This is a genomic window from Pseudomonas monteilii, assembly GCA_001534745.1.
GTDB classification, from domain to species: domain Bacteria; phylum Pseudomonadota; class Gammaproteobacteria; order Pseudomonadales; family Pseudomonadaceae; genus Aquipseudomonas; species Aquipseudomonas alabamensis.
This window is the reverse complement of sequence record CP013997.1, coordinates 1,022,248-1,045,289: the sequence shown is the minus strand read 5'-3', so window position 1 is coordinate 1,045,289 and position 23,042 is coordinate 1,022,248. Positions and strand designations below refer to the sequence as shown.

21 protein-coding genes are annotated in these 23,042 nt (G+C 66.0%); 7 read left to right on the top strand and 14 right to left on the bottom strand.

Annotated features, from left to right (window positions below; translation table 11 throughout):
• Positions 1-136 precede the first annotated feature (136 nt).
• The 9 genes from APT63_04670 to APT63_04630 form a co-directional block, all read right to left on the bottom strand.
• Positions 137-1,441, bottom strand: a complete 1,305-nt coding sequence (locus APT63_04670) for a homoserine dehydrogenase (protein ID AMA44969.1) — start codon at positions 1,439-1,441, stop codon at positions 137-139.
• A gap of 79 nt (positions 1,442-1,520) precedes the next feature.
• The gene (locus tag APT63_04665; GenBank protein ID AMA44968.1) at positions 1,521-2,264 is read right to left on the bottom strand and encodes a protein-disulfide isomerase; all 744 of its coding nucleotides are present in this window, start codon (positions 2,262-2,264) and stop codon (positions 1,521-1,523) included.
• A 151-nt stretch (positions 2,265-2,415) separates the two neighbouring features.
• Positions 2,416-3,312 (bottom strand): recombinase XerD, encoded by an 897-nt coding sequence (locus tag APT63_04660; protein AMA44967.1) that lies wholly within the window; start codon positions 3,310-3,312, stop codon positions 2,416-2,418.
• Positions 3,313-3,497: 185 nt separating this feature from the next.
• Positions 3,498-3,908, bottom strand: coding sequence for an acyl-CoA thioesterase (locus APT63_04655; GenBank protein ID AMA44966.1), 411 nt, complete (start codon positions 3,906-3,908; stop codon positions 3,498-3,500).
• 100 nt (positions 3,909-4,008) lie between these two features.
• Positions 4,009-4,359 carry a 50S ribosomal protein L19 gene (locus APT63_04650; GenBank protein ID AMA44965.1) on the bottom strand — a complete coding sequence of 117 codons (351 nt, stop codon included), beginning with the start codon at positions 4,357-4,359 and terminating at the stop codon, positions 4,009-4,011.
• Positions 4,360-4,401: 42 nt separating this feature from the next.
• Positions 4,402-5,154 (bottom strand): tRNA (guanine-N1)-methyltransferase, encoded by a 753-nt coding sequence (locus APT63_04645; GenBank protein AMA44964.1) that lies wholly within the window; start codon positions 5,152-5,154, stop codon positions 4,402-4,404.
• A 3-nt stretch (positions 5,155-5,157) separates the two neighbouring features.
• The gene (locus APT63_04640) at positions 5,158-5,694 is read right to left on the bottom strand and encodes a ribosome maturation factor RimM (GenBank protein ID AMA44963.1); all 537 of its coding nucleotides are present in this window, start codon (positions 5,692-5,694) and stop codon (positions 5,158-5,160) included.
• A gap of 5 nt (positions 5,695-5,699) precedes the next feature.
• Positions 5,700-5,951, bottom strand: a complete 252-nt coding sequence (rpsP, locus tag APT63_04635; GenBank protein ID AMA44962.1) for a 30S ribosomal protein S16 — start codon at positions 5,949-5,951, stop codon at positions 5,700-5,702.
• Between the two features lie 232 nt (positions 5,952-6,183).
• Positions 6,184-7,563 carry an RNA-binding protein gene (locus APT63_04630; GenBank protein ID AMA44961.1) on the bottom strand — a complete coding sequence of 460 codons (1,380 nt, stop codon included), beginning with the start codon at positions 7,561-7,563 and terminating at the stop codon, positions 6,184-6,186.
• 239 nt (positions 7,564-7,802) lie between these two features.
• On the opposite strand from APT63_04630, the gene APT63_04625 reads away from it, so the two are divergent.
• The 3 genes from APT63_04625 to APT63_04615 all read left to right on the top strand — a co-directional run bounded on the left by APT63_04625 (position 7,803) and on the right by APT63_04615 (position 11,360).
• The gene (locus tag APT63_04625) at positions 7,803-8,612 is read left to right on the top strand and encodes a cytochrome C assembly protein (GenBank protein ID AMA44960.1); all 810 of its coding nucleotides are present in this window, start codon (positions 7,803-7,805) and stop codon (positions 8,610-8,612) included.
• Positions 8,613-8,621: 9 nt separating this feature from the next.
• Entirely contained in the window at positions 8,622-9,827 is a 1,206-nt protein-coding gene (locus APT63_04620; protein ID AMA44959.1) for a transporter, read from the top strand.
• A 228-nt stretch (positions 9,828-10,055) separates the two neighbouring features.
• A complete protein-coding gene (locus APT63_04615) occupies positions 10,056-11,360 on the top strand; it encodes an MFS transporter (protein AMA44958.1) in 1,305 nt (434 codons plus the stop codon).
• A 646-nt stretch (positions 11,361-12,006) separates the two neighbouring features.
• On the opposite strand, the gene purT is transcribed toward APT63_04615, so the two are convergent.
• The 5 genes from purT to APT63_04590 all read right to left on the bottom strand — a co-directional run bounded on the left by purT (position 12,007) and on the right by APT63_04590 (position 15,228).
• Positions 12,007-13,191, bottom strand: coding sequence for a phosphoribosylglycinamide formyltransferase (gene purT, locus APT63_04610; protein ID AMA44957.1), 1,185 nt, complete (start codon positions 13,189-13,191; stop codon positions 12,007-12,009).
• Positions 13,192-13,337: 146 nt separating this feature from the next.
• On the bottom strand, positions 13,338-13,808 hold the full coding sequence (locus APT63_04605; GenBank protein AMA44956.1) for a preQ0 transporter: 471 nt from the start codon (positions 13,806-13,808) through the stop codon (positions 13,338-13,340).
• 61 nt (positions 13,809-13,869) lie between these two features.
• Positions 13,870-14,064 carry a Fe-S protein gene (locus APT63_04600; GenBank protein AMA44955.1) on the bottom strand — a complete coding sequence of 65 codons (195 nt, stop codon included), beginning with the start codon at positions 14,062-14,064 and terminating at the stop codon, positions 13,870-13,872.
• Between the two features lie 2 nt (positions 14,065-14,066).
• A complete protein-coding gene (locus tag APT63_04595) occupies positions 14,067-14,591 on the bottom strand; it encodes a gamma carbonic anhydrase family protein (GenBank protein AMA44954.1) in 525 nt (174 codons plus the stop codon).
• 37 nt (positions 14,592-14,628) lie between these two features.
• A complete protein-coding gene (locus APT63_04590; GenBank protein ID AMA44953.1) occupies positions 14,629-15,228 on the bottom strand; it encodes a coenzyme A pyrophosphatase in 600 nt (199 codons plus the stop codon).
• Positions 15,229-15,355: 127 nt separating this feature from the next.
• Between APT63_04590 and APT63_04585 the strand changes: the two genes are divergently transcribed.
• The 4 genes from APT63_04585 to APT63_04570 all read left to right on the top strand — a co-directional run bounded on the left by APT63_04585 (position 15,356) and on the right by APT63_04570 (position 22,884).
• Positions 15,356-15,910 (top strand): ADP-ribose pyrophosphatase, encoded by a 555-nt coding sequence (locus APT63_04585; GenBank protein AMA44952.1) that lies wholly within the window; start codon positions 15,356-15,358, stop codon positions 15,908-15,910.
• 17 nt (positions 15,911-15,927) lie between these two features.
• On the top strand, positions 15,928-16,488 hold the full coding sequence (locus APT63_04580) for a hypothetical protein (GenBank protein ID AMA44951.1): 561 nt from the start codon (positions 15,928-15,930) through the stop codon (positions 16,486-16,488).
• A gap of 145 nt (positions 16,489-16,633) precedes the next feature.
• On the top strand, positions 16,634-18,319 hold the full coding sequence (locus APT63_04575) for a TPS family activation/secretion protein (GenBank protein AMA44950.1): 1,686 nt from the start codon (positions 16,634-16,636) through the stop codon (positions 18,317-18,319).
• 26 nt (positions 18,320-18,345) lie between these two features.
• Complete coding sequence (locus tag APT63_04570; GenBank protein AMA44949.1) at positions 18,346-22,884, top strand: filamentous hemagglutinin; 4,539 nt, start codon at positions 18,346-18,348, stop codon at positions 22,882-22,884.
• Positions 22,885-23,042 lie beyond the last annotated feature (158 nt).

Below are 23,042 nucleotides of genomic sequence, written 5' to 3'. Positions count from 1 at the left end.
GTGGCGAGCTTCAAGCTCGTCTAGCGGTGCTGAGCGTTACGTTCTGTCGCCCCACGCGACTGTAATGAATTCTAGGGTCTCGAAAGCGAAGGATTACGGCTTGCAGCTTGCAGCTTGCCACTCGCCGTTCACCCCCTCAGCCCAGTTGCTCGACGCGAATGCGGACCACCTTGCCGACCACGTCCTGCAAGTCTTCCAGCGCGACGATGGCATCGTTGATGCGCTGCTCGATGACGCGGTGGGTGACCAGGATCATCGGCACCAGGCCATCCTGCTCCTCGGCTTCCTTCTGCATGATCGACTCGATGTTGATGCCACGCTCGGACAGGATGCTCGCGACCTGGGCCAGCACACCGGGGTGATCCTTGGCCTGGATGCGCAGGTAATAGGCACTCTCGCAGGCCTCGATCGGCAGGATCGGATGGGCCGACAGCGCGTCGGGCTGGAAGGCCAGGTGCGGCACGCGGTTTTCCGGGTCGGAGGTCATGGCGCGGACCACGTCGACCACGTCGGCCACCACCGACGAGGCGGTCGGCTCCATGCCGGCGCCAGCGCCATAGTAGAGGCTCGAACCAGCGGCATCGCCGTTGACCATGACCGCGTTCATCACGCCGTTGACGTTGGCGATCAAGCGGTCGGCCGGGATCAGGGTCGGATGCACGCGCAGCTCGATACCGCTGTCGGTGCTGCGGGCCACGCCCAGGTGCTTGATGCGGTAGCCCAGTGCCTCGGCGTAGTTGACGTCGGCCGTGGTCAGTTGGGTGATGCCCTCGGTGTACGCCTTGTCGAACTGCAACGGGATACCGAAGGCGATCGACGCCAGGATGGTCAGCTTGTGGGCGGCATCGATGCCTTCGACGTCGAAGGTCGGGTCGGCCTCGGCATAGCCCAGGGCCTGCGCTTCGGCGAGCACATCGGGGAAAGTGCGGCCCTTGTCGCGCATCTCGGTGAGGATGAAGTTGCCGGTGCCGTTGATGATGCCGGCCAGCCAGTTGATCCGGTTGGCCGACAGGCCTTCGCGGATGGCCTTGATCACCGGGATGCCACCGGCCACGGCCGCTTCGAAGGCGACGATCACGCCCTGCTCGCGGGCCTTGGCGAAGATCTCGTTGCCATGCACGGCGATCAGCGCCTTGTTCGCGGTGACCACGTGCTTACCGTTCTCGATGGCCTTGAGCACCAGATCGCGCGCCAGGGTGTAGCCGCCGATCAGTTCGATGACGATGTCGATCTCGGGGTTGCTCGCGACCTCGAACACATCGGCGGTAATGGGGGTACCGGCAATCTGACAGTTGGGGTTCTGCGAACGCATGGCGATCTGCGCCACTTCGATGCCACGGCCGGCCCGCCGGGCGATTTCCTCGGCGTTGCGCTGAAGCACATTGAAGGTACCGCCACCGACGGTCCCCAACCCACAGATGCCTACTTTGACCGGTTTCACTGTCAACTCCCCATGAACGGCCGACGACGTGCCGACCGTGAAAACAGCCGTCTCCCCATGGCGACGGCGTCAGATTAGATTACTTGGCTTCGCCCAGGATCAGCTTGGCCAGCTGTGGCGCGGGCTGATACCCCGGAATGACCTGGCCGCTCTCCAGCACGATCGCAGGCGTCCCGTTGACGCCGATCGACTGACCGAGGTGGAACTGCTTGGCGACCGGGTTGGCGCAACTGGCGGCCTTGACGTCCTTGCCGTCGATCAGCTTGTCCAGCGCCGCACGGCGATCGCTGGAGCACCAGACTGCCTGCAACTGCTCATCGCCCGCCGAGCCGGGCCCCTGGCGCGGGAAGGCGACATAGCGCACTTCGATACCGCGACGGTTGAGTTCGGGCACTTCGGCGTGCAGCTTGTGGCAGTACGGGCAGGTGGTGTCGGTGAAGACGGTGATGTGCGACTTGGCTTTGCCCTGGGCAGGATAAACCACCATCTCACCCACGGGAATGCTGTTGATCAGCTTGGCCACGCCGGTGCGCTCGGTCTTCTCGGTGAGGTTGACCGGTTTGCCGTCCTGGACCTGGAACAGGTAGCCCTGCATGACGAACTGCCCATCGGCACTGGCGTACAGGACACGACCGCCCTGCAGCTGGACTTCGTACAGACCGCTGACCGGACTGGCCGACACGCTTTCCACCGGCACGTCCAGCTCGAGGGTCTTGAGTGTCTTGCGGATGGCCTGCTCGGCGGCCGGATCAGGGCTCGCCGCGACGGCGAACGTGCTGGCCAGCGCCAGGGTGGCGGCGGCGAAAAGCGGGGTCACGCGCATGAAAACTCCTGGGGGCGGACAAGGACGGCGCAGCTGCCGGGTGGACGCCACGGGGCGACTCGACAGCGCAGGCTACAAAGCGCCCAAGCCTACCACAACCCGAGGCTGCTGACCGACAGTCACGGGCCGTGTGGCGCAACATGAGCGCGGCTCATCCACGCGGGTGGTGCTCGGCGTGCAGCTGCTGCAGCCGCGCCTTGGCCACGTGGGTGTAGATCTGCGTGGTCGACAGGTCACTGTGCCCCAGCAGCATCTGCACCACTCGCAGATCGGCGCCATGGTTGAGCAGGTGCGTGGCGAAGGCATGACGCAAGGTATGCGGCGACAGGCCCTTGTCGATGCCCGCCACGAGCGCATGGTGCTTGATCCGGTGCCAGAAGGTCTGGCGGGTCATCTGTTCGCCACGCTGACTGGGAAACAGCACATCGCTCGGCCGCCCGTTGAGCAGGTCGGCACGGCCGCCACGCAGGTAGCGTTCGACCCAGACCACCGCCTCCTCCCCCATCGGCACCAGGCGCTCCTTGCTGCCCTTGCCCATCACCCGCAATACACCCTGGCGCAAGTTGATCTGGTCGAGCCGCAGACTCACCAGTTCGGTCACCCGCAGCCCACAGGCATACAGCACCTCGAGCATGGCCCGGTCACGCTCGCCGATCGGCTCGCCCAGGTCCGGGGCCTGCAACAGCGCCTCGACATCGGCCTCCGAGAGGGACTTGGGCAGCGGCTTGCCCAGTTGCGGCATGTCCACCAGCAGGGTCGGATCGACCGCCACGTGCCCCTCGCGCAGCAGGTAGCGGAAGAAGCCCCGCAGCCCGGAGATGAAGCGCGCCGTGGAGCGTGGCTTGTAGCCCTGGTCCACGCGCCAGGCCAGGTGATCGAGGATCAGCTCGCGCCCTACCGCTTCCAGCGTGACGCCCTGCGTCTGCAACCACCCGTTGAACAGGACGAGGTCGCTGCGATAGGCCACACGCGTGTTGTCGGACAGGCCTTTTTCCAGCCACAGGGCGTCGAGAAAGGGATCGATCAGAGGATGGTCGAGTGCGGGCATGGGCTACCTGGGCGGGGGCGGCGAGCTTCGAGCTACAAGCTACAAGCTACAAGCTACAAGCTACAAGCTACAAGCTAGAGCAAGTCGCGCCGACATTATTCATTCAATCAACATTCAAACAGCGCCGCAGTCCAGCTTGCAGCTTGCAGCTTGCAGCTTATGGCTTATGGCTTATGGCTTGCGGCTCACTCCCCCACCGGCAACACCGGCACGGGCCGCTTGTCCTCGTCGATGGCCACGAAGCTGAACACGCCGTGGATCGCCCGCTCGCGCCCGTCCACGTACATGTCCTCGACGAAGACCTCGACCTCCACCTGCAGGCTGGTGTTGCCGACCTTGATCACCGTCCCGACCAGCTCGACGATGGAGCCGGCGGCGATCGGGTGCTTGAAGTCGATGCGATCGGTCGACACCGTCACCAAGGGCAATCGGCAGAAACGGGTCGCGGCGATGAACGAGACTTCGTCCATCCAGGCCAGGGCCGTGCCGCCGAACAAGGTGTTGTGGTGATTGGTGGTGGACGGGAATACCGCCTTGGTCACGCGCGTGACCGAGGCTTCGGTACGGCGCTGGATTTCATGGTCACGGGTCGTCATGGCATCGCTTCACGAAAACGGGAGGGGCACATAGCAAAAAAGCAGCCCGAAGGCTGCTTTTTGTCTCGCGAGGTGGCCAGGGCCACCGGTCAAACTGCACTCAGGACAGTTTTTCCTTGATGCGAGCGGCTTTGCCGGACAGGTCGCGGAGATAGTACAGCTTGGCTTTACGCACGTCACCACGACGTTTCACGGCCAGGCTGTCGATCTGCGGGCTGTAGGTCTGGAAGGTACGCTCGACGCCAACGCCGCTGGAGATCTTGCGCACGGTGAAGGCGCTGTTCAGACCGCGGTTACGCTTGGCGATCACGACACCTTCGAATGCCTGCAGACGGGAACGCTCACCTTCCTTCACTTTTACCTGGACGACAACGGTGTCGCCGGGTGCGAAGGTCGGGATTTCCTTGCTCATCTGCTCGGCTTCGAGCTGCTGGATGATCTTGTTGGTCATGCTGTGCTCCTAAGGCGGATGTTCGATCCACCATCGATACGTTTAACTATCGTCCCGCTCGCGGAGATATTCCTCGAGCAGCTTGTTCTCTTCTCCAGAAAGCGAGCGACTTTCCAGAAGATCGGCGCGTCGCTCGAAGGTTCTCCCGAGGGATTGCTTCATTCGCCAACGCCGGATGTGTGCATGGTTGCCACTGAGCAACACGTCGGGTACACGCCGATCCGCATACACCTCAGGTCGGGTGTAGTGCGGGCAGTCCAGCAGACCGTCGGTAAAGGAATCCTCTTCCGCCGAGTCCACATGCCCTAAAGCTCCGGGCAGCAGTCGTGTAACCGCATCGATCAGCACCATGGCCGGCAGCTCGCCACCGGACAGAACATAGTCGCCAACCGACCACTCCTCATCGACATGCGTCTCGATGAAACGCTCGTCGATGCCTTCGTAACGACCGGCGATCAGGATCAACGATCCTTCTTGCGCCAGGTCCTTGACCGCCTGCTGTGTCAGCTTGCGGCCTTGCGGCGACAGGTAGATCACCTTCGCCTGTGCTCCGGTCGCTTGCCTGGCGCTGGCCAGGGCATCTTCCAGAGGCTTGATCTTCATCACCATGCCAGGGCCGCCACCGAAGGGCCGATCGTCCACCGTGTGGTGTCGGTCCGTGGTGTAGTCCCGCGGGTTCCAGCAGGTCACTTCGAGCAACCCCTGTTTCACCGCGCGGCTGGTAATGCCGTACGCCGTGATGGCCGAGAACATCTCGGGGAACAACGTGACCACATCGACGCGAAGGTTACCCATCGGTCAGAAGTCCGCGTCCCAGTCGACCCGCATCACGCCTGCATCCAGATCGATGGCTTGCACGCATTGCGCCGTGTAGGGCAACAAGCGTTCGCGATCGTCCAGGCTGCCTGCGCAGGGCCGCACCACCAGTACATCGTTCGCGCCGGTCTCCAACAGGTGATCGACCTTGCCGAACAGGTGTTCGTCCTGGTTGATGACACTCAGACCCACCAGCTGGTACCAGTAGTACTCGCCGTCGGTCAGGTTGGGCAAAAGGCTTCGTTCGACACAGATGTCGTAACCGCTCAGAAGACGTGCTTCATCACGATCGTCGAGGCCCTTGAGCTTGACGACCAATCCCTTTTGCGAGGGACGACCGCTGACCAGCTCTGCCTGCTTTACCACGCCTTCGTGCCGAAGCGTCCAGCGGGGATAATCCAACAGGTTTTCAATCGGATCGGTAAAGGAATACACCTTCACCTCGCCGCGAACGCCGTGAACCGAAAAGATCTTGCCGACGACGATCAGGTCGTCCGCGTTTTCTGGCGTCGCGTTCATAGTGCTCAGGCAGCGGCCTTGGCAGCGTCCTTCAGCAGCTGAGCAACACGCTCAGACGGCTGCGCACCCTGGCTCAGCCAGTAGGTAGCACGTTCCTGATCGACCGACAGACGAACTTCGCCGCCAGCTGCGATCGGGTTGAAGAAACCGATACGCTCGACGAAACGGCCATCACGGGCGTTACGGCTGTTGGTCACGGTCAGGTGGTAGAATGGGCGCTTTTTGGAGCCGCCACGGGCAAGACGGATGGTTACCATGTGAACATCGTTCCTGTAGTCGGTGCTGCAAATCTGAATGCACAGTGGGCACGGGTGCCCAAAAGGCCGCATATTCTCAGGGAATATACGGGCTTTTGCAAACGCCTTTTGGAAAAAAGGCCGTTCGCCTGCGTCCGGACCTGCCGGTTACGCCGCTCGCAAAAGCGGCAATGGCCCCGCCGGGGCGGGGATTTCCGGTCGATCGCGGCGCCCGCGACCGACCTGAATCGGGTCAGAGCTTGGGCATGTTGCCGCCGCCTGGCAGCATCCCCCCCAGGCCGCGCATCATCTTCGACATGCCGCCCTTGGTGGAGAACTTCTTCATCATCTTCTGCATCTGCTTGTGCTGCTTGATCAGACGGCCGACGTCCTGCACCTGGGTGCCGGAACCCAAGGCGATGCGGCGCTTGCGCGACCCGCTGATGACGTCGGGGTCGCGGCGCTCGGCCGGGGTCATGGAGTTGATGATCGCCTCCATCTGCTTGAACTGCTTCTCGGCCGCGCCCTGGGCATTGCCCATCTGCGACAGGTTCATGCCGCCGATGCTCGGCAGCTTGTCCATCAGGCCACCCAGGCCGCCCATGTTCTTCATCTGCTGAAGCTGGTCGCGGAAGTCTTCCAGGTCGAAGCCCTTGCCTTTCTTGAGCTTCTTGGCGAGCTTGTCGGCCTTGGTCTTGTCCAGGGTCTGCTCGGCCTGCTCGATCAGGCTGAGCATGTCGCCCATGCCGAGAATCCGCGAGGCGATCCGCTCGGGGTGGAACGGTTCGAGCGCGTCGCTCTTCTCGCCCATGCCGATGAACTTGATCGGCTTGCCGGTGATGGCGCGTACCGACAGTGCGGCACCGCCACGGGCGTCACCGTCGACCTTGGTGAGGATCACGCCGGTCAGCGGCAGCGCATCGCCGAAGGCCTTGGCCGTGTTGGCGGCGTCCTGGCCGGTCATGGCGTCGACCACGAACAGGGTCTCGACCGGCTTGACCGCGGCGTGCAGCGCCTTGATCTCGTCCATCATGTCGGCGTCGACGTGCAGACGGCCGGCGGTGTCGACGATCACCACGTCGATGTACTTGAGCTTGGCTTCGCGAATCGCCGCCTCGGCGATGGCCACCGGCTTCTGGCTGATGTCGGACGGGAAGAAGGTCACGCCGATGTCGTTGGCCAGGGTCTCGAGCTGCTTGATCGCCGCCGGACGGTAGACGTCGGCCGAGACCACCATGACCGACTTCTTCTTGCGCTCCTTGAGCAGCTTGGCCAGCTTGCCCGCCGTGGTGGTCTTGCCCGCACCCTGCAGGCCGGCCATCAGCACCACCGCCGGTGGCGCGGCGTTGAGCGCCAGCTCTTCGTTGGCGGCGCCCATCAGGCTTTCGAGTTCGGCCTGGACGATCTTCACGAAGGCCTGGCCCGGCGTCAGGCTGCGCGACACTTCGGTGCCGACCGCACGTTCCTTGACGCTGTTGACGAAATCCTTGACCACCGGCAGCGCGACGTCGGCTTCGAGCAGGGCCATGCGCACTTCGCGCAAGGTGTCCTTGATGTTGTCTTCGGTCAGCTTGGCCTTGCCGGTGACATGGCGCAGCGTCTGTGACAGGCGGTCGGTCAGGTTTTCGAACATGGTGATCCTTTCAGGCTGGCGAGCCGAGATTTTCAGGCGCCGGGGCGGCAGACGACACGCGGGGGGCGCAACAAGCCGGCGAGTATAACCAAGACTGGCGCCGTCGCCCACCTGCCCGGACAGCGCGCCGATGCCGAACGGCGCTCGCCGCCTGTCCCGGCGCCGACTGGCCGGCAGGCTTCCTAGGCGAGCGCGTTCTATGCCAAACTCCGGCCTTTAGGGCTTGCCTACCAGGACTTATGCTCTCCTCACCCAGCCTCATCCCCAATCTGATCGCCGCCTGCCTGTACGCCATCGCCGCGTTCCATCAGGGCACCTGCCTGGCCAAGGGCACGCGTGCCGACAAGCGGCTGCTCGGCGCACTGGGGGGCATCGCCGTCGTGGCCCAGGGCATCGCCCTGTTCTTCCAGCTGCTCACCCCCTTGGGCCTGAGCCTGGACTTCTTCAGCGCCGCCAGCCTGATCGCCACTGCCGTCATCGCCCTGACCCTGCTGGCCTGCCTGCGCATCCCGGTGGAGAACCTGCTGCTGTTGCTGTTCCCGCTGGGCGCCATCACCGCGCTGCTGTCGCAGTTCGCGCCGCCGGGCACCGTGCCGCTGGTCAACGAGCAACCGGGCATCCTGGCGCACATCCTGTTGTCGATCCTCGCCTATGGGCTGTTCACCATGGCGATGTTCCAGTCCCTGCTCCTGCTGCTGCAGGACCGCCAGCTCAAGCACAAGCATCCCTCGGGGTTGATCCGCAACTTCCCGCCCCTGCAGACCATGGAAAGCCTGCTGTTCGGCTTCCTGTGGGCCGGCTGGGGGCTGCTCACGCTGTCACTGATCTCCGGCTGGCTGTTCCTGGACAACCTGTTCGCTCAGCACCTGGTGCACAAGACCTCGCTGTCGTGCATCGCCTGGGTGGTGTTCAGCGTCCTGCTGCTGGGGCGCCATCGACTGGGCTGGCGCGGGCACAAGGCGATCCGCTGGACACTGGCCGGGTTCTGCCTGCTAATGCTGGCGTACTTCGGCAGCAAGCTGGTACGTGAATTCATCCTGCACATCTGATCGCTCATCATGGACGCTCCCACGCTCGATCCGTTGATCGCCCTTCTGGTCCTGGCCCTGTTGTGGTCGATGCTGTTCAGCGCGGCCGAGGCGGCGCAGCGGCAGGTCACGACGGCCTCGCCCGACGCCTCCCCTGACGTACCGCGACTGTCCGTGCGCGCGCTGATCCTGTGCGCCGGCCTGGGACGTCTGCTGGTCCTGGGCAGCGCGCTGCTGATCGGCCAGCGCCAGGCACCGGCCCAGGGCTTCTGGCTGGCCGGCCTGGGGGCGACCCTGGCCCTGCTGGTGCTCACCGACTACCTGCCGCGACGCCTGGCCCTCCGTCACCCTCGGGCCTTGCTGAGCCTGGGCCACAGCCTGCTGCGCCTGCCGCTGCTGATCGTCCAGCCGCTGGCCTGCCTGCTCGATGGCTGCGCGCGCCTGTTGCTGCGGCCGTTCCAGCGCGGGCCGGTCGCCCACCCTGCGCAGGTCGAACAGCACGATGCGCTCGAGGAGCCGCCGCGCAACGAACCGTCACGCGCCGACCTGTTCGAGGGGCTGCGGGCCCTGCAGCGCATCACCGTCGACGACATCCTGATTCCGCGCCATGAGGTCGACGGTATCAACCTCGACGACCCGATCGAGGCGATCACCGCCCAGCTCCAGCGCACCACCCATACCCGCCTGCCGGTCTACCACGCCGACATCAACCAGGTGCAGGCGGTGCTCAACCGCAAGACCATCGAGCACCTGCTCAGGACCGACAGCCTGACCGTCGAGCAGATGAAGGCGGCCTGCCACGAGCCCTACTTCATCCCCGAAGGCACGCCGCTGCAGCAGCAACTGCTCAATTTCCACAAGCAACAGCGCCGCCTGGGCCTGGTGGTGGACGAGTATGGCGATGTGCTGGGCCTGGTCACGCTCGAAGACATCCTGGAAGAGATCGTCGGCGAGTTCGAGGACGAGCACGGGCTGGACAACCCCCACGTCCACCCCCAGGCCGATGGGCGCTACGTCATCGATGGCGTGGCTTCGCTGCGCGAGATCAACCGCAGCCTGGGCTGGCACCTGCCCTGCGATGGCGGGCCCAAGACCCTCAACGGGCTGGTCACCGAAGCGCTGGAAAGCATTCCGGCCAGCGCCGTGTGCCTGAAGGTCGGGCGTTATCGCCTGGAGATCCTCGAGACCGAAGACAACCGCGCCAGCAAGGTGCTGGCCTGGACCCTGACCCGCTAGCTATACTCGAGCCACGCTTACCCAGCCCTGCCGCCCCCCTGCTACCCGCGCCTGGGGGTCAGCGGCCAGTCCACGGCTCGACGTACCTGCGGCATCGCCTCGCCATCCTGAGCGCTGCCCTCCCGGCCCCATCCGGCCCCGCCCGTCGAGACGTCGAATCACAAGAACAGGCTCCAGCCTGCGCGCCTGCGCAGGCCATGAAGCACCAGACTGCCAGGGATCGATGCCATGACTTCCAGCGACACGTTCGCCTCCACCGCGCCGACCGCGCCGGTGAATTCTCCTGCCCGCGTGGCCACCGCCAGCTTCATCGGCACCGCCATCGAGTTCTACGACTTCTACGTCTACGCCACGGCGGCGGCCCTGGTGATCGGGCCGGTGTTCTTCCCCTCGGGCTCAGGCACCGCCCAGATGCTGGCGGCGTTCATGACCTTCGGCATCGCCTTTCTGGCGCGGCCGCTGGGTTCGGCGCTGTTCGGGCACTTTGGCGACCGCATCGGACGCAAGTCGACGCTGGTTGCCTCGCTGCTGCTGATGGGGGTCTCGACTACCTTGATCGGCGTACTGCCGGGCTATGACAGCATCGGCCTGTGGGCGCCGGTGATCCTGTGTCTGCTGCGCTTCGGCCAAGGCCTGGGCCTGGGCGGCGAATGGGGCGGCGCGGCCCTGCTGGCGACCGAGAACGCTCCGGCAGGCAAGCGCGCCTGGTTCGGCATGTTCCCGCAACTGGGCCCATCCATCGGCTTCCTGGCCGCCAACGGTCTGTTCCTGACGCTGGCCCTGGTGCTGAGCGACGAGCAATTCCGCGACTGGGGCTGGCGTATTCCGTTCCTGCTCAGCGCAGCCTTGGTGCTGGTGGGTTTGTACGTGCGCCTCAAGCTCGAGGAAAGCCCGGTGTTCGCCAAGGCCGTCGCCCGCCAGGAGCGCGTGAAGCTGCCGGTGGTCGAGCTGTTTGCCCACTACTGGCAGCCGATGCTGCTGGGGGCCATGGCCATGGTGGTGTGCTATGCGCTGTTCTACATCTCCACGGTGTTTTCCCTGAGCTACGGTGTCTCGACCCTGGGCTATACCCGGGAGGGCTTCCTGGCGATGCTGTGCTTCGCGGTGATCTTCATGGCCCTGGCCACCCCTTTGTCGGCGTGGCTCAGCGACCGTTACGGGCGCAAGCCGGTGCTGATGATCGGTGGCGTGCTGGCAGTCGCGTCGGGCTTTGCCATGGAGCCGATGCTGACGTCCGGCTCGAGCATGGGCGTGGCGGCGTTCCTGGCGCTGGAGCTGTTCCTGATGGGCGTAACCTTCGCACCGATGGGCGCCCTGCTGCCCGAGCTGTTCCCGACCCACGTGCGCTACACCGGTGCTTCTGCCGCCTACAACCTGGGTGGAATCGTCGGCGCCTCGGCAGCCCCGTTCTTCGCGCAGAAGCTGGTCAGCCTGGGTGGGTTGAGCTGGGTCGGCGGGTACGTGTCGGGCGCGGCGGTGATCAGCTTGGTGGCGGTGATGTGCCTGAAGGAAACACGGGATCGGGCGCTCTGAGCGGCAGGCGGGTCAGGCGGCCTCTCGCAAGGGGGGTTGCCAGGATGAACGGGGTGCGCGCGCGCTGGGGGAGGCATTGTCCTTTTCTGCTCCACCGCATTGACTGCTTTGTGGGCCCTGCGGGCCCAATCGCGGCCGGTCCGGCGCCCCGGCAGGGGCCGCTCCTACAGGTGACCGCGATAGCCTGCAACGCCGCAGTGGGGCTACGGGTGTAGGAGCGGCCCCAGTGCCGCGATGGGCCGCAAGGCGGCCCTTAAATCGATCAGCAATGAAGCTTCGGATCCTGCCAGCTATCGCCATGTTCTCTGCGCGACAGCGCAGCGCCAAGGCGGCGGACAGACTTCCATAGATATCCATTTCGAGCAGGCACCCACATGACGGCAAAGCCGCCTGTGGGAGCAACTGTCTTTTCTACTCGGTACATGCCCGACCGCATGCAGCGCCTGGCAGGGCCCTATCGCTGGCAAGCCAGCTCCCACCCAGACCTCTGCAGCCATCAATATGGGCCTCACTGCGCAAGCAGCTTGTGCGGGCTTGCCCGCGATGCAGACGGTGACTCGGGGGAGGCAATCGCGGGCAGGCTCACCCAACCCGGTGGGTGCCGCCTGCCGGGAGGCTCGTGCGTCCGGCACCCACTGATCGTTTCTTAAAGCTCTACAGACACCGCCTGCGATGCGCGGGTCGCCTTGGCGCGGGCCGCCTCGATCGATTCGTCCCGGGCCAGGCACACGCCCATGCGCCGCTGACCCTTGACCTCCGGCTTGCCGAACAGGCGGAGCGCGGTATCGGGTTCGGCCAGGGCCGCGCCGAGGTTGGCGAATGCCGTCTGGCTCGACTGCCCTTCCACCAGGATCACCGCCGAGGCCGATGGGCCGAACTGGCGCACCACCGGAATCGGCAGGCCAAGAATGGCCCGGGCATGCAGGGCGAACTGGGACAGGTCCTGGGAAATCAGGGTGACCAGGCCGGTGTCATGGGGCCGTGGCGACACTTCGCTGAACCAGACCTGATCGCCCTTGACGAACAGTTCGACGCCGAACAGCCCACGCCCACCCAACGCCTCGGTGACCGCCTTGGCCACCCGCTCGGACTCGGCCAGGGCCTTGGGGCTCATGGCCTGGGGCTGCCACGATTCCTGGTAGTCGCCGCCTTCCTGACGATGACCGACCGGGGCCAGGAAGGTGGTGCCGCCCACATGGCGCACGGTCAGCAGGGTGATTTCGTAGTCGAAGTCGATGAAGCCTTCGACGATCACCCGCCCCTTGCCTGCACGGCCGCCTTCCTGGGCGTACTGCCAGGCCTTCTCGAGATCGCCTTCGCTGCGCAGCAGGCTCTGGCCCTTGCCCGACGAACTCATCACCGGCTTGACCACGCACGGGTAGCCCAGGTCGGCCACGGCACGCGCATAGTCTTCGAAGGTGTCGGCGAAATGGTACGGTGAAGTAGGCAGGTCCAGTTCTTCGGCGGCCAGGCGGCGGATGCCTTCACGGTTCATGGTCAGTTGCGTGGCACGCGCCGTGGGCACCACGTTGAAGCCTTCGCTTTCCAGTTCCACCAGCGTCGCGGTGGCGATGGCTTCGATCTCCGGCACGATGTAGTGCGGCTTCTCGGCCTCGATGACTGCGCGCAGCGCGGCGCCGTCGAGCATGTCGATGACATGGCTGCGGTGGGCGACCTGCATGGCGGGCGCATCGGCGTAGCGGTCCACACCGATCACTTCGACGCCCAGGCGCTGCAGCTCGATGACCACCTCCTTGCCCAGTTCACCACAGCCACAGAGCAGTACACGGGTCGCGGTAGGCGACAAGGGGGTTCCGATACGGGTCGTCATCTCAGGTCCTCGAAAGCGTGCGGGGCGGACCGCTGGGGCCCGCCGCTGAAAAGGACCGGTAGTTTACACCTGACGTTCTGGTTTGGGGGGTGAAGGGCTGCACGCTTTGAGCTGCAAGCAGAAGCGGAACGGTGCCGGCCTGTGACTCAGGAGTTGGCCAGGGCACTGCGCCGGTCGCGCCAGCTCATGATCAGCCACACGGCGGTCACGCCCGCGAACTTCGACAGCAGCGCCGTGCCAGCCACCGCTGGGGTCAGGGCACCGATCATGCCGAAGAAGATGAAGGTGTCGACCGGGATGCTCAGTGCCGAGCTCAACCACAGCCGGTCACGCAGAGGCCGGCGGGTGACGCTGAACACCAGCCAGTCGATCAGCTCGGAGACGAAGAACGCGGTGGCGCTGGCCAGGGCGATGGCCGGCTCGGAGGTGACGTAGGACAGCACCAGCGCTGCCAGCATGGCCAGCAATGCGCCATGGCCGTAGCGGGTCTGGACCATGTCGCGCAGGACGAACACCAACCCGCCCCAGGCGGACCAGATGACGTCCAGGTGCGGCGCACTGGAAAACGCGTAGTTGATCAGCACCACGCTGCTGACATAGGCAAGAAGATAGAACATGAGCAGGACCGTCGGACAGGTCGCACAGGGTACGTGAGTCGCTGCCCTCGGCCAAGCCTGGCTAGCCGAGGATCAGCCCGGCCTCGAGGGCACGCGTATGACACAGGGCCAGGACCTGGCGGCGCTCGGCATTGTCCATGCGCGACCACCGCGTGATTTCATCGACGTTGCGCTGGCAGCCGGTGCAGATGTCCTGCTCGTCCAGTGCGCAGATGCTCACGCAGGGCGAGGCGACCGGCCGTTCCTTGACCTCCATGCTCAGTCCTCCTGGGGCGCGAGGTCGCGCGCATAGCGTTGGGCATTGGCCACGTAATGCGCGGCGCTGGCTTCGAGCAGGCGCATCTGGGCATCGCTCAGGGTACGCACGACCTTGCCCGGCGAGCCGACCACCAGCGAGCCGTCGGGGATTTCCCGCCCTTCGGGAATCAGGGCATTGGCGCCGATGATGCAATGCTTGCCGATACGCGCCCCGTTGAGAATCACCGCATTGATGCCGATCAGGCTGTAGTCGCCCACGTGACACCCGTGCAGCATGGCCTTGTGGCCGATGGTCACGCCACGCCCCAGGGTCAGCGGCGAACCCGGATCGGTGTGCAGGACCGCACCGTCCTGGACGTTGCTGTCCTCGCCAATGTCGATCAGCTCGTTGTCGCCGCGCAACACGGCGCCGAACCAGACGCTGGCCTGCGCCTGCAGGCGGACCTTGCCGATCAGGATCGCGCCTGGGGCGGTCCAGCTGCTGGGGTGGGTGTCGACACGCAGGTCGCCAAGGCGGTAGTTCATGAAAAATCCTCGCAATCGGCAGGGAAAAGCACGCCGGTCAAATCTCGATGAAGTGCGCAGGCGGCCGGTGCAGGCCGATGTCGGCATCGAAGAGCAGGTTCACCAGCTCGACGATCATGATCGCGGTCAGGCCCCAGATCCGGTACTCGCCGAAGCGGTAACTGGGCACGTACCAATGCCGACCCTGGGCATCGACCCGGTGCGTGTGCTCCTGGGGCGGCTCACGGAAGAACGCCAGCGGCACGCTGAACACCGCCGCGATCTCGGCATCGTTGGCTTCGTAGTCGACATAGTCCGGAATCACCCCGACGAAGGGTGTCACCTTCAGGCCATGCAGGGAGATCAAGGGGCTCAGCGGGCCGAGCACTTCCACCAGGCCGGGTGGCAGTCCGATTTCCTCATGGGCCTCGCGCAGGGCGGTGAAGATCAGGTCCGGGTCTTCAGGGTCACGTCGACCGCCCGGGAACGCCACTTCACCGCCATGGGTCGACAACCCCTTGGCACGCAGGGTCAGCACCAGCTCCGGCTCCTCGCCACGGGTGATGGGCAGCAGCACCGCAGCCTCCGGAAGGCGGCGGTCGGTGGTCAGGGTGCCGGGGGTGTGGGTGCTCATCCGGCGAACAAGCTCATCCAGCATCACGCAGTCTCGAATCAAGGCCTGTCTGCATCATGCACCAAAGCCATGACGCAACCCAAGCCCTGCCACGACTTGCGGCGCACCGCACCGGCACGCCAAGATAGCGGCATCCACCAGGAAGCCAGACATGAATTTCTGCAGCGCGTGCGGTCAACCGGTCATCCAGCGTATTCCCGAGGGCGATACCCGCCTGCGGTATGTCTGCGAGCATTGCCATACCATCCACTACCAGAACCCGAACATCGTCGCCGGGGTGTTGCCGACCCACGAAGGCCGCGTCCTGTTGTGCCGTCGCGCCATCGAGCCGCGACATGGCTACTGGACGCTGCCGGCCGGCTTCATGGAAAACGGCGAGACCCTCGAACAGGCCGCTCGTCGCGAGACCGTCGAGGAGGCCTGCGCACGCGTCGGCGAGATGGCGCTGTACCAGCTGTTCGACCTGCCGCACATCAACCAGGTGCACGTGTTCTTCCGCGCCGAGCTGGCCGACACGGACTTCGCCATCGGCGTCGAGAGCCTGGAAGTCAGGCTGTTCGAGGAACACGAGATCCCTTGGTCGCACTTGGCGTTCCGCACCGTGACACGCACCCTGCAATGCTATTATCGTGACCGCCTCACGCAGCATTACCCCATCGGCAACGAATACCTGCCGCCGATGCAGCTCGCCTCACCCCATAGCTAGTTCCACAGGATCGCTCCATGCGTTGGTTGCTCGCCCTGCTCTGCGTCGGTTTCGCCAGCCTGTCCCAGGCGGCCTTTACCGAAACCCTCATTCGCAAGCCCCTGCCCGCTCCGGGACAGGCACCGGCCACCGTGCCCGCCCAGGTCACCCAACGCGTGGTGGACAAGGTGCTGGTGATCAAGTCCGAGCGCCGTCTGCAGCTGATCAGCCGGGGCGAGCCGCTCAAGACCTACCGCATCTCGCTGGGCAAGCGGCCCAACGGCCCCAAGCTGCAGGAAGGCGACAAGCGCACGCCCGAAGGGCTGTACTGGATCGACTGGCGCAAGGTCAGCGATCGCTACAACCTGGCCATGCACATCTCCTACCCCAACATCAGCGATGCGGCCCGTGCCACCCGTGAGGGTGTTCCGGCCGGCGGCATGATCATGATCCACGGCACGCCGATCGACGCGCAGTACCCGGAGTGGTACTTCCACACCCTGGACTGGACCGAAGGCTGCATCGCCATGCGCAATGACGACATGCGCGAGGTCTGGAGCCTGGTCAAGGATGGGACGCTGATCGAGATTCGTCCTTGACGTCCTAGGATGTAGGAAAAGTCTCCAGAACCCCCCTACCTGATCCCTCGCCCCTGGCCGACACGTTTCTCGGCCCGGGACGGCATCGCCCACGCGCCCCGCTTTTTACAGTCGTCGCAGATCCACCACGATGGGTATCTGCGGCATGTTCCTTCTCACACCGTCCACCCACACCACGGCCCTGCGGCGGCTGTGCCTGGTCAGCTGCCTGGCCCTGCCTTCGGTGGCGTTGGGCATCGACCCGGCCAGCCAGCTGCTGCGCGAACAGCAATCGGACTTTCGCACCCTCGAACAGCAGCAGCGCCTGAAACGCTGGCAACAGCGCGAGCAGACGGCGCCAACGCCCGAAGCCGAGACGTCGGCGGACGTGGACGGTGCCTGCTGGCCCTTCCCCGGCCTGCACCTGAGCGGCAACCAGGTCGTATCGAGCGCCGCCCTGAAGGCGGCCGTCCAGCCGATCCTGCGTCCCTGCACGGGCGTGGCCGACATCAACCAGCTGCTTGCCGCCATCACCCGACGCTACGTCGAGGCCGGCTACCCTGCCGCGCGCCCCTACCTGGCCAGCACGCCACGCCAGGGCGAGCCGCTGCAGGTCGTCATCGTCGAAGGCTTCGTCGAGTCGATCGTGCTGGCCGACCCCAGCCTGCCCCTGTCGCTGCGCGGCGCGTTCCCGGACATGCTTGGCGAGCCGCTACACCTGCCCGACCTCGAACAGGGGCTCGACCAGCTCAACCGCCTCCCGGCCTTCACCCTGTCGGCCGACCTGTTGCCGGGCGAGCTGCCCGGTGGCTCGCGGCTGGTGCTGCACCCTCAGCACGTGGGCAAACGCTGGCACCTGTCCGGCACGCTCGACAACCGCGCCAGTGAGACCGTCGGACGCCACCGCCTGGGCCTGCGGTTCAGTCTGGATTCGCCCGCCCACCTGAACGATGCCCTCAACGTCTCGCTGTCCACTGCACCACCCGGCACCGCAGGTCAGAGCCAGGCCCTGGCACTGCACTACAGCGTGCCCTACGGGCCATGGACCCTCGGCGCCATGGCCAGCCGTATCGCCTATCGCGCCACGCCACAGACGCCTGGACGCCCCGAGGGCGAAAGCCGCTTCCAAGGCCTGAGCGTGAACCGGATGCTGTGGCGCAACCAGCAAGGTCTGCTGAATGCGTCGGTACGGTTCGACCAGAAGCACACCCTCAATCGCCTCTACGCGCGCAAGACCCTGTTGCAGAGTACGCGCCTGACCACACTCGATGTCGGCCTGGACCTGCTCTGGCTTCAAGCAGGCCTGTGGCATGCCTCGCTGGGGGTGTCCCAGGGGTTGCCCTCCCTGGGCGCCGACGCGCCGAGCGCTTCGCGCCAGGCGCCCCGCCCGGACTTTCGCAAGTACCGGGCCAGCCTGCTGCACCTGCGCCAGGGGCAACGCCCCACCGACTGGCGTTGGCAGAGCCTCGTGAACCTGCAGTACAGCGCCGACCGCCTGCCTGCCCTCGAACAGCTGGCGCTGAGCGACGACCTGGCCGTGCGCGGCTTTCGCCAGCACTACGTGGCCGGCGCCACGGGCGCCCTGTGGCGCAACACGTTCAGCCATCCCCTTTGGCAACCCGACCTCAAGGGCGTGGGCCTGCGCGCATCCGCCGGGCTGGACGTCGGCTGGAGCCGCTATGCCCAGGGCGAACCGTCACAACGTCTGGTCGGCGCCGCCCTGGGCCTGCACCTGGATTTGCCCCACGCGCGGCTGCGCCTGGACCACCAGCGTGCGTTGTCCGCTCACGGGCCACGCCGAGGCAGCCTGGAACCTGGGTTCTGGGTGGCCGAGCTGAGCATCGATCTGTGATTCATCCAACAAGAAGAGAGACCCCTGTGAAACAGCACACACCCACCTCCCCCCGACACCCCGACCCCTTGCGCTGGGCCATCTTCCTGGCCGTCCTGGGCAGCACCCCTGCCCTGGCCGCCGGGCCCTTGCAGGCGACGACGGGCCCTGGGGGCACGCCCCTCATCAACGACGCCCATGGCGTGCCGGTCATCGATATCGTGCCGCCCACGGCCAATGGCCTGTCGCACAACCAGTTCCTCGACTACAACGTCGGCAAGCCTGGCCTGGTGCTGAACAATGCCCTGGAGGCGGGGTATTCACAGCTGGCCGGGGCCCTGGCGGCCAACCCGCAGTTTCAGGGCCAGTCAGCCTCGACCATCCTCAACGAAGTGGTCAGCCGCAATGCGTCGCTCATCGAAGGCCGGCAGGAAATCTTCGGCCGTCCGGCCGACTACGTGCTGGCCAACCCCAATGGCATCACGGTCAATGGCGGCCAGTTCATCAACACCACCCGCGCGGGCTTTCTGGTCGGCACTCCGATCCTCGAAGACGGGCGGATCCGTTACCTCGACACCCTGGGCGCCGAAGGCAGCCTGACCGTGCTCAAGGAGGGCGCCGCCAATCGCGAGGGCGCCCTGGCCCTGATCGCGCCACGCATCGAGGCCCTGGGCAGCCTGGAAGCCAAGGCCGACCTGGACGTGATCGCCGGCCGTAACCGGGTCGACAGGGTCGATGGCAGCATCGCAGCGCATGCCAGTGCACCGTCCACCGAGCTGGACGCCACGCTGTTCGGTGCCATGCGCGCCGGGCGCGTGCGCATCGTCAGCACCACCGATGGGGCAGGCGTACGCATGGTCAGAACCGACATCCAGGCCCAGGACGGGATCGACGTGCGCTCCGCTGGTGGCCTGCAGATCGAAGGCAGCCAGACCGGGCACGGCCAGCTGCTCACGGAACGGGGTGACGTGGTGCTGGCGGCCATGCGCGGCCTGTACATGCGTGACGTCAAGGCGCGCGCCGAGCGCATCGACCTGAGCGCCGGCGGCGCACTGACCCTGGACGCCAAGATGCGGCAGGACATCGAGCGGCAACGGGAGAACTGGAAGAACAAGACCTTGTTCGTCACCTACGAAACCTACGACAGCGACAAGACCCTCACCACGCGCACGCACGCGGGCACCGAGCTGCTGGCGCGCAGCGATGTACGCCTGAAGTCCGGCGGCGATCTCGACGTGCGCAGCGCACGCATCGAGGCCGGTGGCGACCTGAGTCTCGACAGCGCGGGCAAGCTGAGCCTCGGCTCGACCCTCGACAGCCAGCACGTTGCAGAGCGCATAAAACACCGCAAGCACCTGTGGCGCGGCGATACCGAGGCCGAGCGCTATCAGGAGTCGGGCAACCCGACCACGTTGACCGGCCAGCGGGTCACCCTCACCGCCCAGGACGCACTGAACGTGACTGGCAGTCGGGTGACCAGCCGCAGCGACATGAGCCTCACGGCCCGGCAGGTCACCATCGATGGGCAGAAGATGCGGCAAACCGCGACCGAACAGGCTTACCGCGGCGATCTGGTGTCAGGGACGTTCTTCGGTGGGCGCGGCAACGACGACACCCAGGGCGAACGCACCTTCGGCAGCGCGGTACAGGCCGGCGGCGCACTCGAGGTCACGGCCGATCAGGTCCGCATCCAAGGCAGCCAGGTACGCAGCCAGGGAGATGCCGTGCTGTACAGCCGAAGCGGCGCCTTGTCGGTGGAAGCCGCCGTCGACACTCAACGTCAACAGCGACAGCAGAAGGACAGCCAGGTCTTCGGCCTGCTCGGCACGCGTACCCAGAGCCAGAAGGAGCGTCAGGACGTGCTGGTCAGCGATGTCTCGTCGGACACCAACCTGCGCCTGGCCAGCGAGGCCGAACTGCAGGTCCGTGGCGCGCACCTCAAGGCGGGACAACGCCTCGAGCTGCAGGCCAAGGGTGACCTGGACATCACCCCCGAACGCCAGGTCCAGACGCAGCACGACACCGAGCAACGCCGCGGCTTCACCGCGAGCGCCGGGCAGACGCGCGAAGCGAAGGACGGCACGCCAGGCTCGAAGCAGTACGCGGCCAGCGTCGGCTATGAGGTCGACGACACCACCACCCGCACGCGCACGGACACCGCCATCGGCAGCCAGCTCAAGGGCGCCGAGATCGTGCTCGATGGCGCCGGTGACGTGCGCCTGGACACGGCCACCCTTGTCACCGACAGCGGCGATGTCACGGTCAAGGGCCAGAAGGTGACACTGGCCGCCAGCCATGATGAACACGACAGCGAAACCACCACCACACGCACCGGCGGCGGCCTGGTCGTGGGGGGCGGTATCGACCGTGTCAGCAGTGCCTTCGAAGGCCATCGCCGCCAGCAGGTCGATCAGGTGCGCGACACCACGGTGGCACGCACCACGATCACGTCGGCCGGTGACCTGACGATCGAGACACCGCACCTGGTCAACCAGGCAGCGCACCTGAGCGCCGGCAAGCAGGTACACGCCGTGGCCAAGACCGTCGACAACCAGGCGGTCAGCGACACCCATGAGCGCACGCAGCGGCAGACCGATTGGCAGGGCACGCTGGGCGCCAGCCTGGAATACCGCGACGTGACCCGGCCGATCGAGCGCCTGGTCACCGGTGAAGAGGCCGCGCGCTTCCAGCAGGCCGGCCCGGAAGACGCCATGGCGCCGCCCAGTGTGGGCGGCGACGTCACCGGTGGCCATCTGCGCCGTGAGATTGTCGACGCGAGTACCCAGGCCCAGGTAGCCCAATACACCGGTAGCGCGGTCAAGGTCGAGGCCGACACGCTGCTGGACGAGGGCACGGCGTACAAGGCCGACGCCGGGCGACTGGATCTGGCAGCCGAAACCCACCAGGCACGCGCGGCGCAGGACACTACCCGCCGGCAGGTGCACGAGCTGGCCGTGGACGGCGACGGCCGCGTGGACACCAGCACCGGTGAAGACATCAACCTGCGCGTGGCCGGCAAGGGAAGCTCGCTGACGCAGCACACCGAGCGCAGCACGGCGCGCCCGGCCCTGTTCCAGGGACGCCAGGGCGTGCAGATCCAGCTGGGCAGCGACGGTCGCTACGAAGGCAGTGGCTTCGAGGGGGGCCAGGGCGATGTGACGGTTCGCAGCGAAGGGAAACTCGACGTCGTACAGGCCAACGACACGCAGACCGAGCAGATCGACCAGCTCAGCGGCAATGCCTGGGCCAAGGGTGGCAACCGCCCGACGAACATCGGGGCAGAAGCACGCGGCTACCTGGACCGCACCCATCGACAGGGTACCGATACCCAGGCACGGGTCGCCCAGGCCCAGGCCGAGGGCCAGGTGAGTTTCACCAGCGCTGGCGACCTGCGCCTGGAAGGCCTGCGCATCGGGACACGCGAGCGGCCTGCGGCGAGCGTCGAGCTGGACAGTGGCGGCGTGACCCAGGTCGTGGCGGCGGTCGACACCCACGAGGTCAGCGGTTCGACCCTCGGCGGCGGTGGCGAGGTGGGCTACAAGCAGGGCGCGACCCGCGGCGGCAGCCTGGGCGGGCACCTCACCAGCGGGCGCATCGATGAGCGCAGTTCCACGTCTTCGGTGGCCGAAGTCCATGCCAAAGGCAAGGTCACGGTCGCCGGTCAGGCCCGCGACGATCAGGCCGTGCACCTGCAAGGGGTGCACATGACGGCGGGCGAGATCGACCTTCGAGCCCCCAACGGCGGCCTGCGGGTGGAGGCGAGCGAGAGCCGCGAGCACCGTAACAACCTCGACGTCACAGGTGGCGCCGGTTTTGCCATGAGCAAGACTGGCACCCCTGACAACGCTACTCGAGGGCTGCACGGTCGCCTGCAGGTCGACCTGGACAAGCGCGACAATCGCACCCACGTCGACAGCCAACTGCGCGCTGACCGCCTCACCCTGCTCAGTCAAGGCGATACCCGCCTGGAGGGTGTACAGGTACAGGCCGGCCAGGTCTCGGGCGAGGTCGGTGGCGACCTGCACGTGGCCAGCCGCAAGGACCACGTCGATGCCCTGTCGGTCAAGGCCGATGCACGCCTGAGCCAGGAGAAGAACCCACAGGGCTACACCAACGCGGTGGCCGCGGTGACGGGGCCGGCCAGTGGCAAGGTCCTGGACAAGGTCGGGCCGGCCTTGAGCAAAGCCGAGCCAGGCTTCTCGCCGACGATCAAGGTCGATGTCTCGCACCAGCAACGCGACACGGTCGCGCAGCAGACCTCGATCAACGGCCAGAACGGCATCGACCTGAACGTGGGCGGCAGCACTTCGTTGGTCGGCGCGCGCCTGCAATCGGTCAACGGGGCCGTCGACCTGCAGACCGCGTCGCTGAGCAAGGAAACCCTCAGTGGGCATGACTACCGTCGGGACGTCAGCCTGGATGCGTCGAACGCGCCGGTGGACCTGGGGACAGCGATCGTCCAGGTCAGCCAGAACGTGGGCGCGGCGGCGGGCGAGAACGCCCTGGACCTGGGGCTGCTGCGCACCAGCGGTCACAGTAACTCCGCACAGTGGGACGCGACGGTCCGGGGCAAGCAGGATCGCTGACCCACGGCCGAGCCAGGCCGTTCGACCCCGGTCGGCCTGGTGCCTCCCCGTCTGAGCAGGCCTCACAAGCCGTGCACCGTACGCCCCTGGCCCCGTGCCAGGGGCGTTCATCATTCTGCCAACTGAACGTCACATTGACGTACTACAGTCGCCGTTCG

Coding starts and splice junctions, on each gene's coding strand:
- APT63_04660 (AMA44967.1), bottom strand. CDS start 3,312: ATGCCCGCACTCGACCATCCTCTGATCGATCCCTTTCTCGACGCCCTG.
- rpsP (AMA44962.1), bottom strand. CDS start 5,951: ATGGTAACCATCCGTCTTGCCCGTGGCGGCTCCAAAAAGCGCCCATTC.
- APT63_04605 (AMA44956.1), bottom strand. CDS start 13,808: ATGTTCTATCTTCTTGCCTATGTCAGCAGCGTGGTGCTGATCAACTAC.
- APT63_04585 (AMA44952.1), top strand. CDS start 15,356: ATGAATTTCTGCAGCGCGTGCGGTCAACCGGTCATCCAGCGTATTCCC.
- APT63_04665 (AMA44968.1), bottom strand. CDS start 2,264: ATGCGCGTGACCCCGCTTTTCGCCGCCGCCACCCTGGCGCTGGCCAGC.
- APT63_04590 (AMA44953.1), bottom strand. CDS start 15,228: ATGCTGGATGAGCTTGTTCGCCGGATGAGCACCCACACCCCCGGCACC.
- APT63_04575 (AMA44950.1), top strand. CDS start 16,634: ATGTTCCTTCTCACACCGTCCACCCACACCACGGCCCTGCGGCGGCTG.
- APT63_04640 (AMA44963.1), bottom strand. CDS start 5,694: ATGAACGCGACGCCAGAAAACGCGGACGACCTGATCGTCGTCGGCAAG.
- APT63_04595 (AMA44954.1), bottom strand. CDS start 14,591: ATGAACTACCGCCTTGGCGACCTGCGTGTCGACACCCACCCCAGCAGC.
- APT63_04580 (AMA44951.1), top strand. CDS start 15,928: ATGCGTTGGTTGCTCGCCCTGCTCTGCGTCGGTTTCGCCAGCCTGTCC.
- purT (AMA44957.1), bottom strand. CDS start 13,191: ATGACGACCCGTATCGGAACCCCCTTGTCGCCTACCGCGACCCGTGTA.
- APT63_04625 (AMA44960.1), top strand. CDS start 7,803: ATGCTCTCCTCACCCAGCCTCATCCCCAATCTGATCGCCGCCTGCCTG.
- APT63_04620 (AMA44959.1), top strand. CDS start 8,622: ATGGACGCTCCCACGCTCGATCCGTTGATCGCCCTTCTGGTCCTGGCC.
- APT63_04600 (AMA44955.1), bottom strand. CDS start 14,064: ATGGAGGTCAAGGAACGGCCGGTCGCCTCGCCCTGCGTGAGCATCTGC.
- APT63_04655 (AMA44966.1), bottom strand. CDS start 3,908: ATGACGACCCGTGACCATGAAATCCAGCGCCGTACCGAAGCCTCGGTC.
- APT63_04645 (AMA44964.1), bottom strand. CDS start 5,154: ATGGGTAACCTTCGCGTCGATGTGGTCACGTTGTTCCCCGAGATGTTC.
- APT63_04630 (AMA44961.1), bottom strand. CDS start 7,563: ATGTTCGAAAACCTGACCGACCGCCTGTCACAGACGCTGCGCCATGTC.
- APT63_04650 (AMA44965.1), bottom strand. CDS start 4,359: ATGACCAACAAGATCATCCAGCAGCTCGAAGCCGAGCAGATGAGCAAG.
- APT63_04615 (AMA44958.1), top strand. CDS start 10,056: ATGACTTCCAGCGACACGTTCGCCTCCACCGCGCCGACCGCGCCGGTG.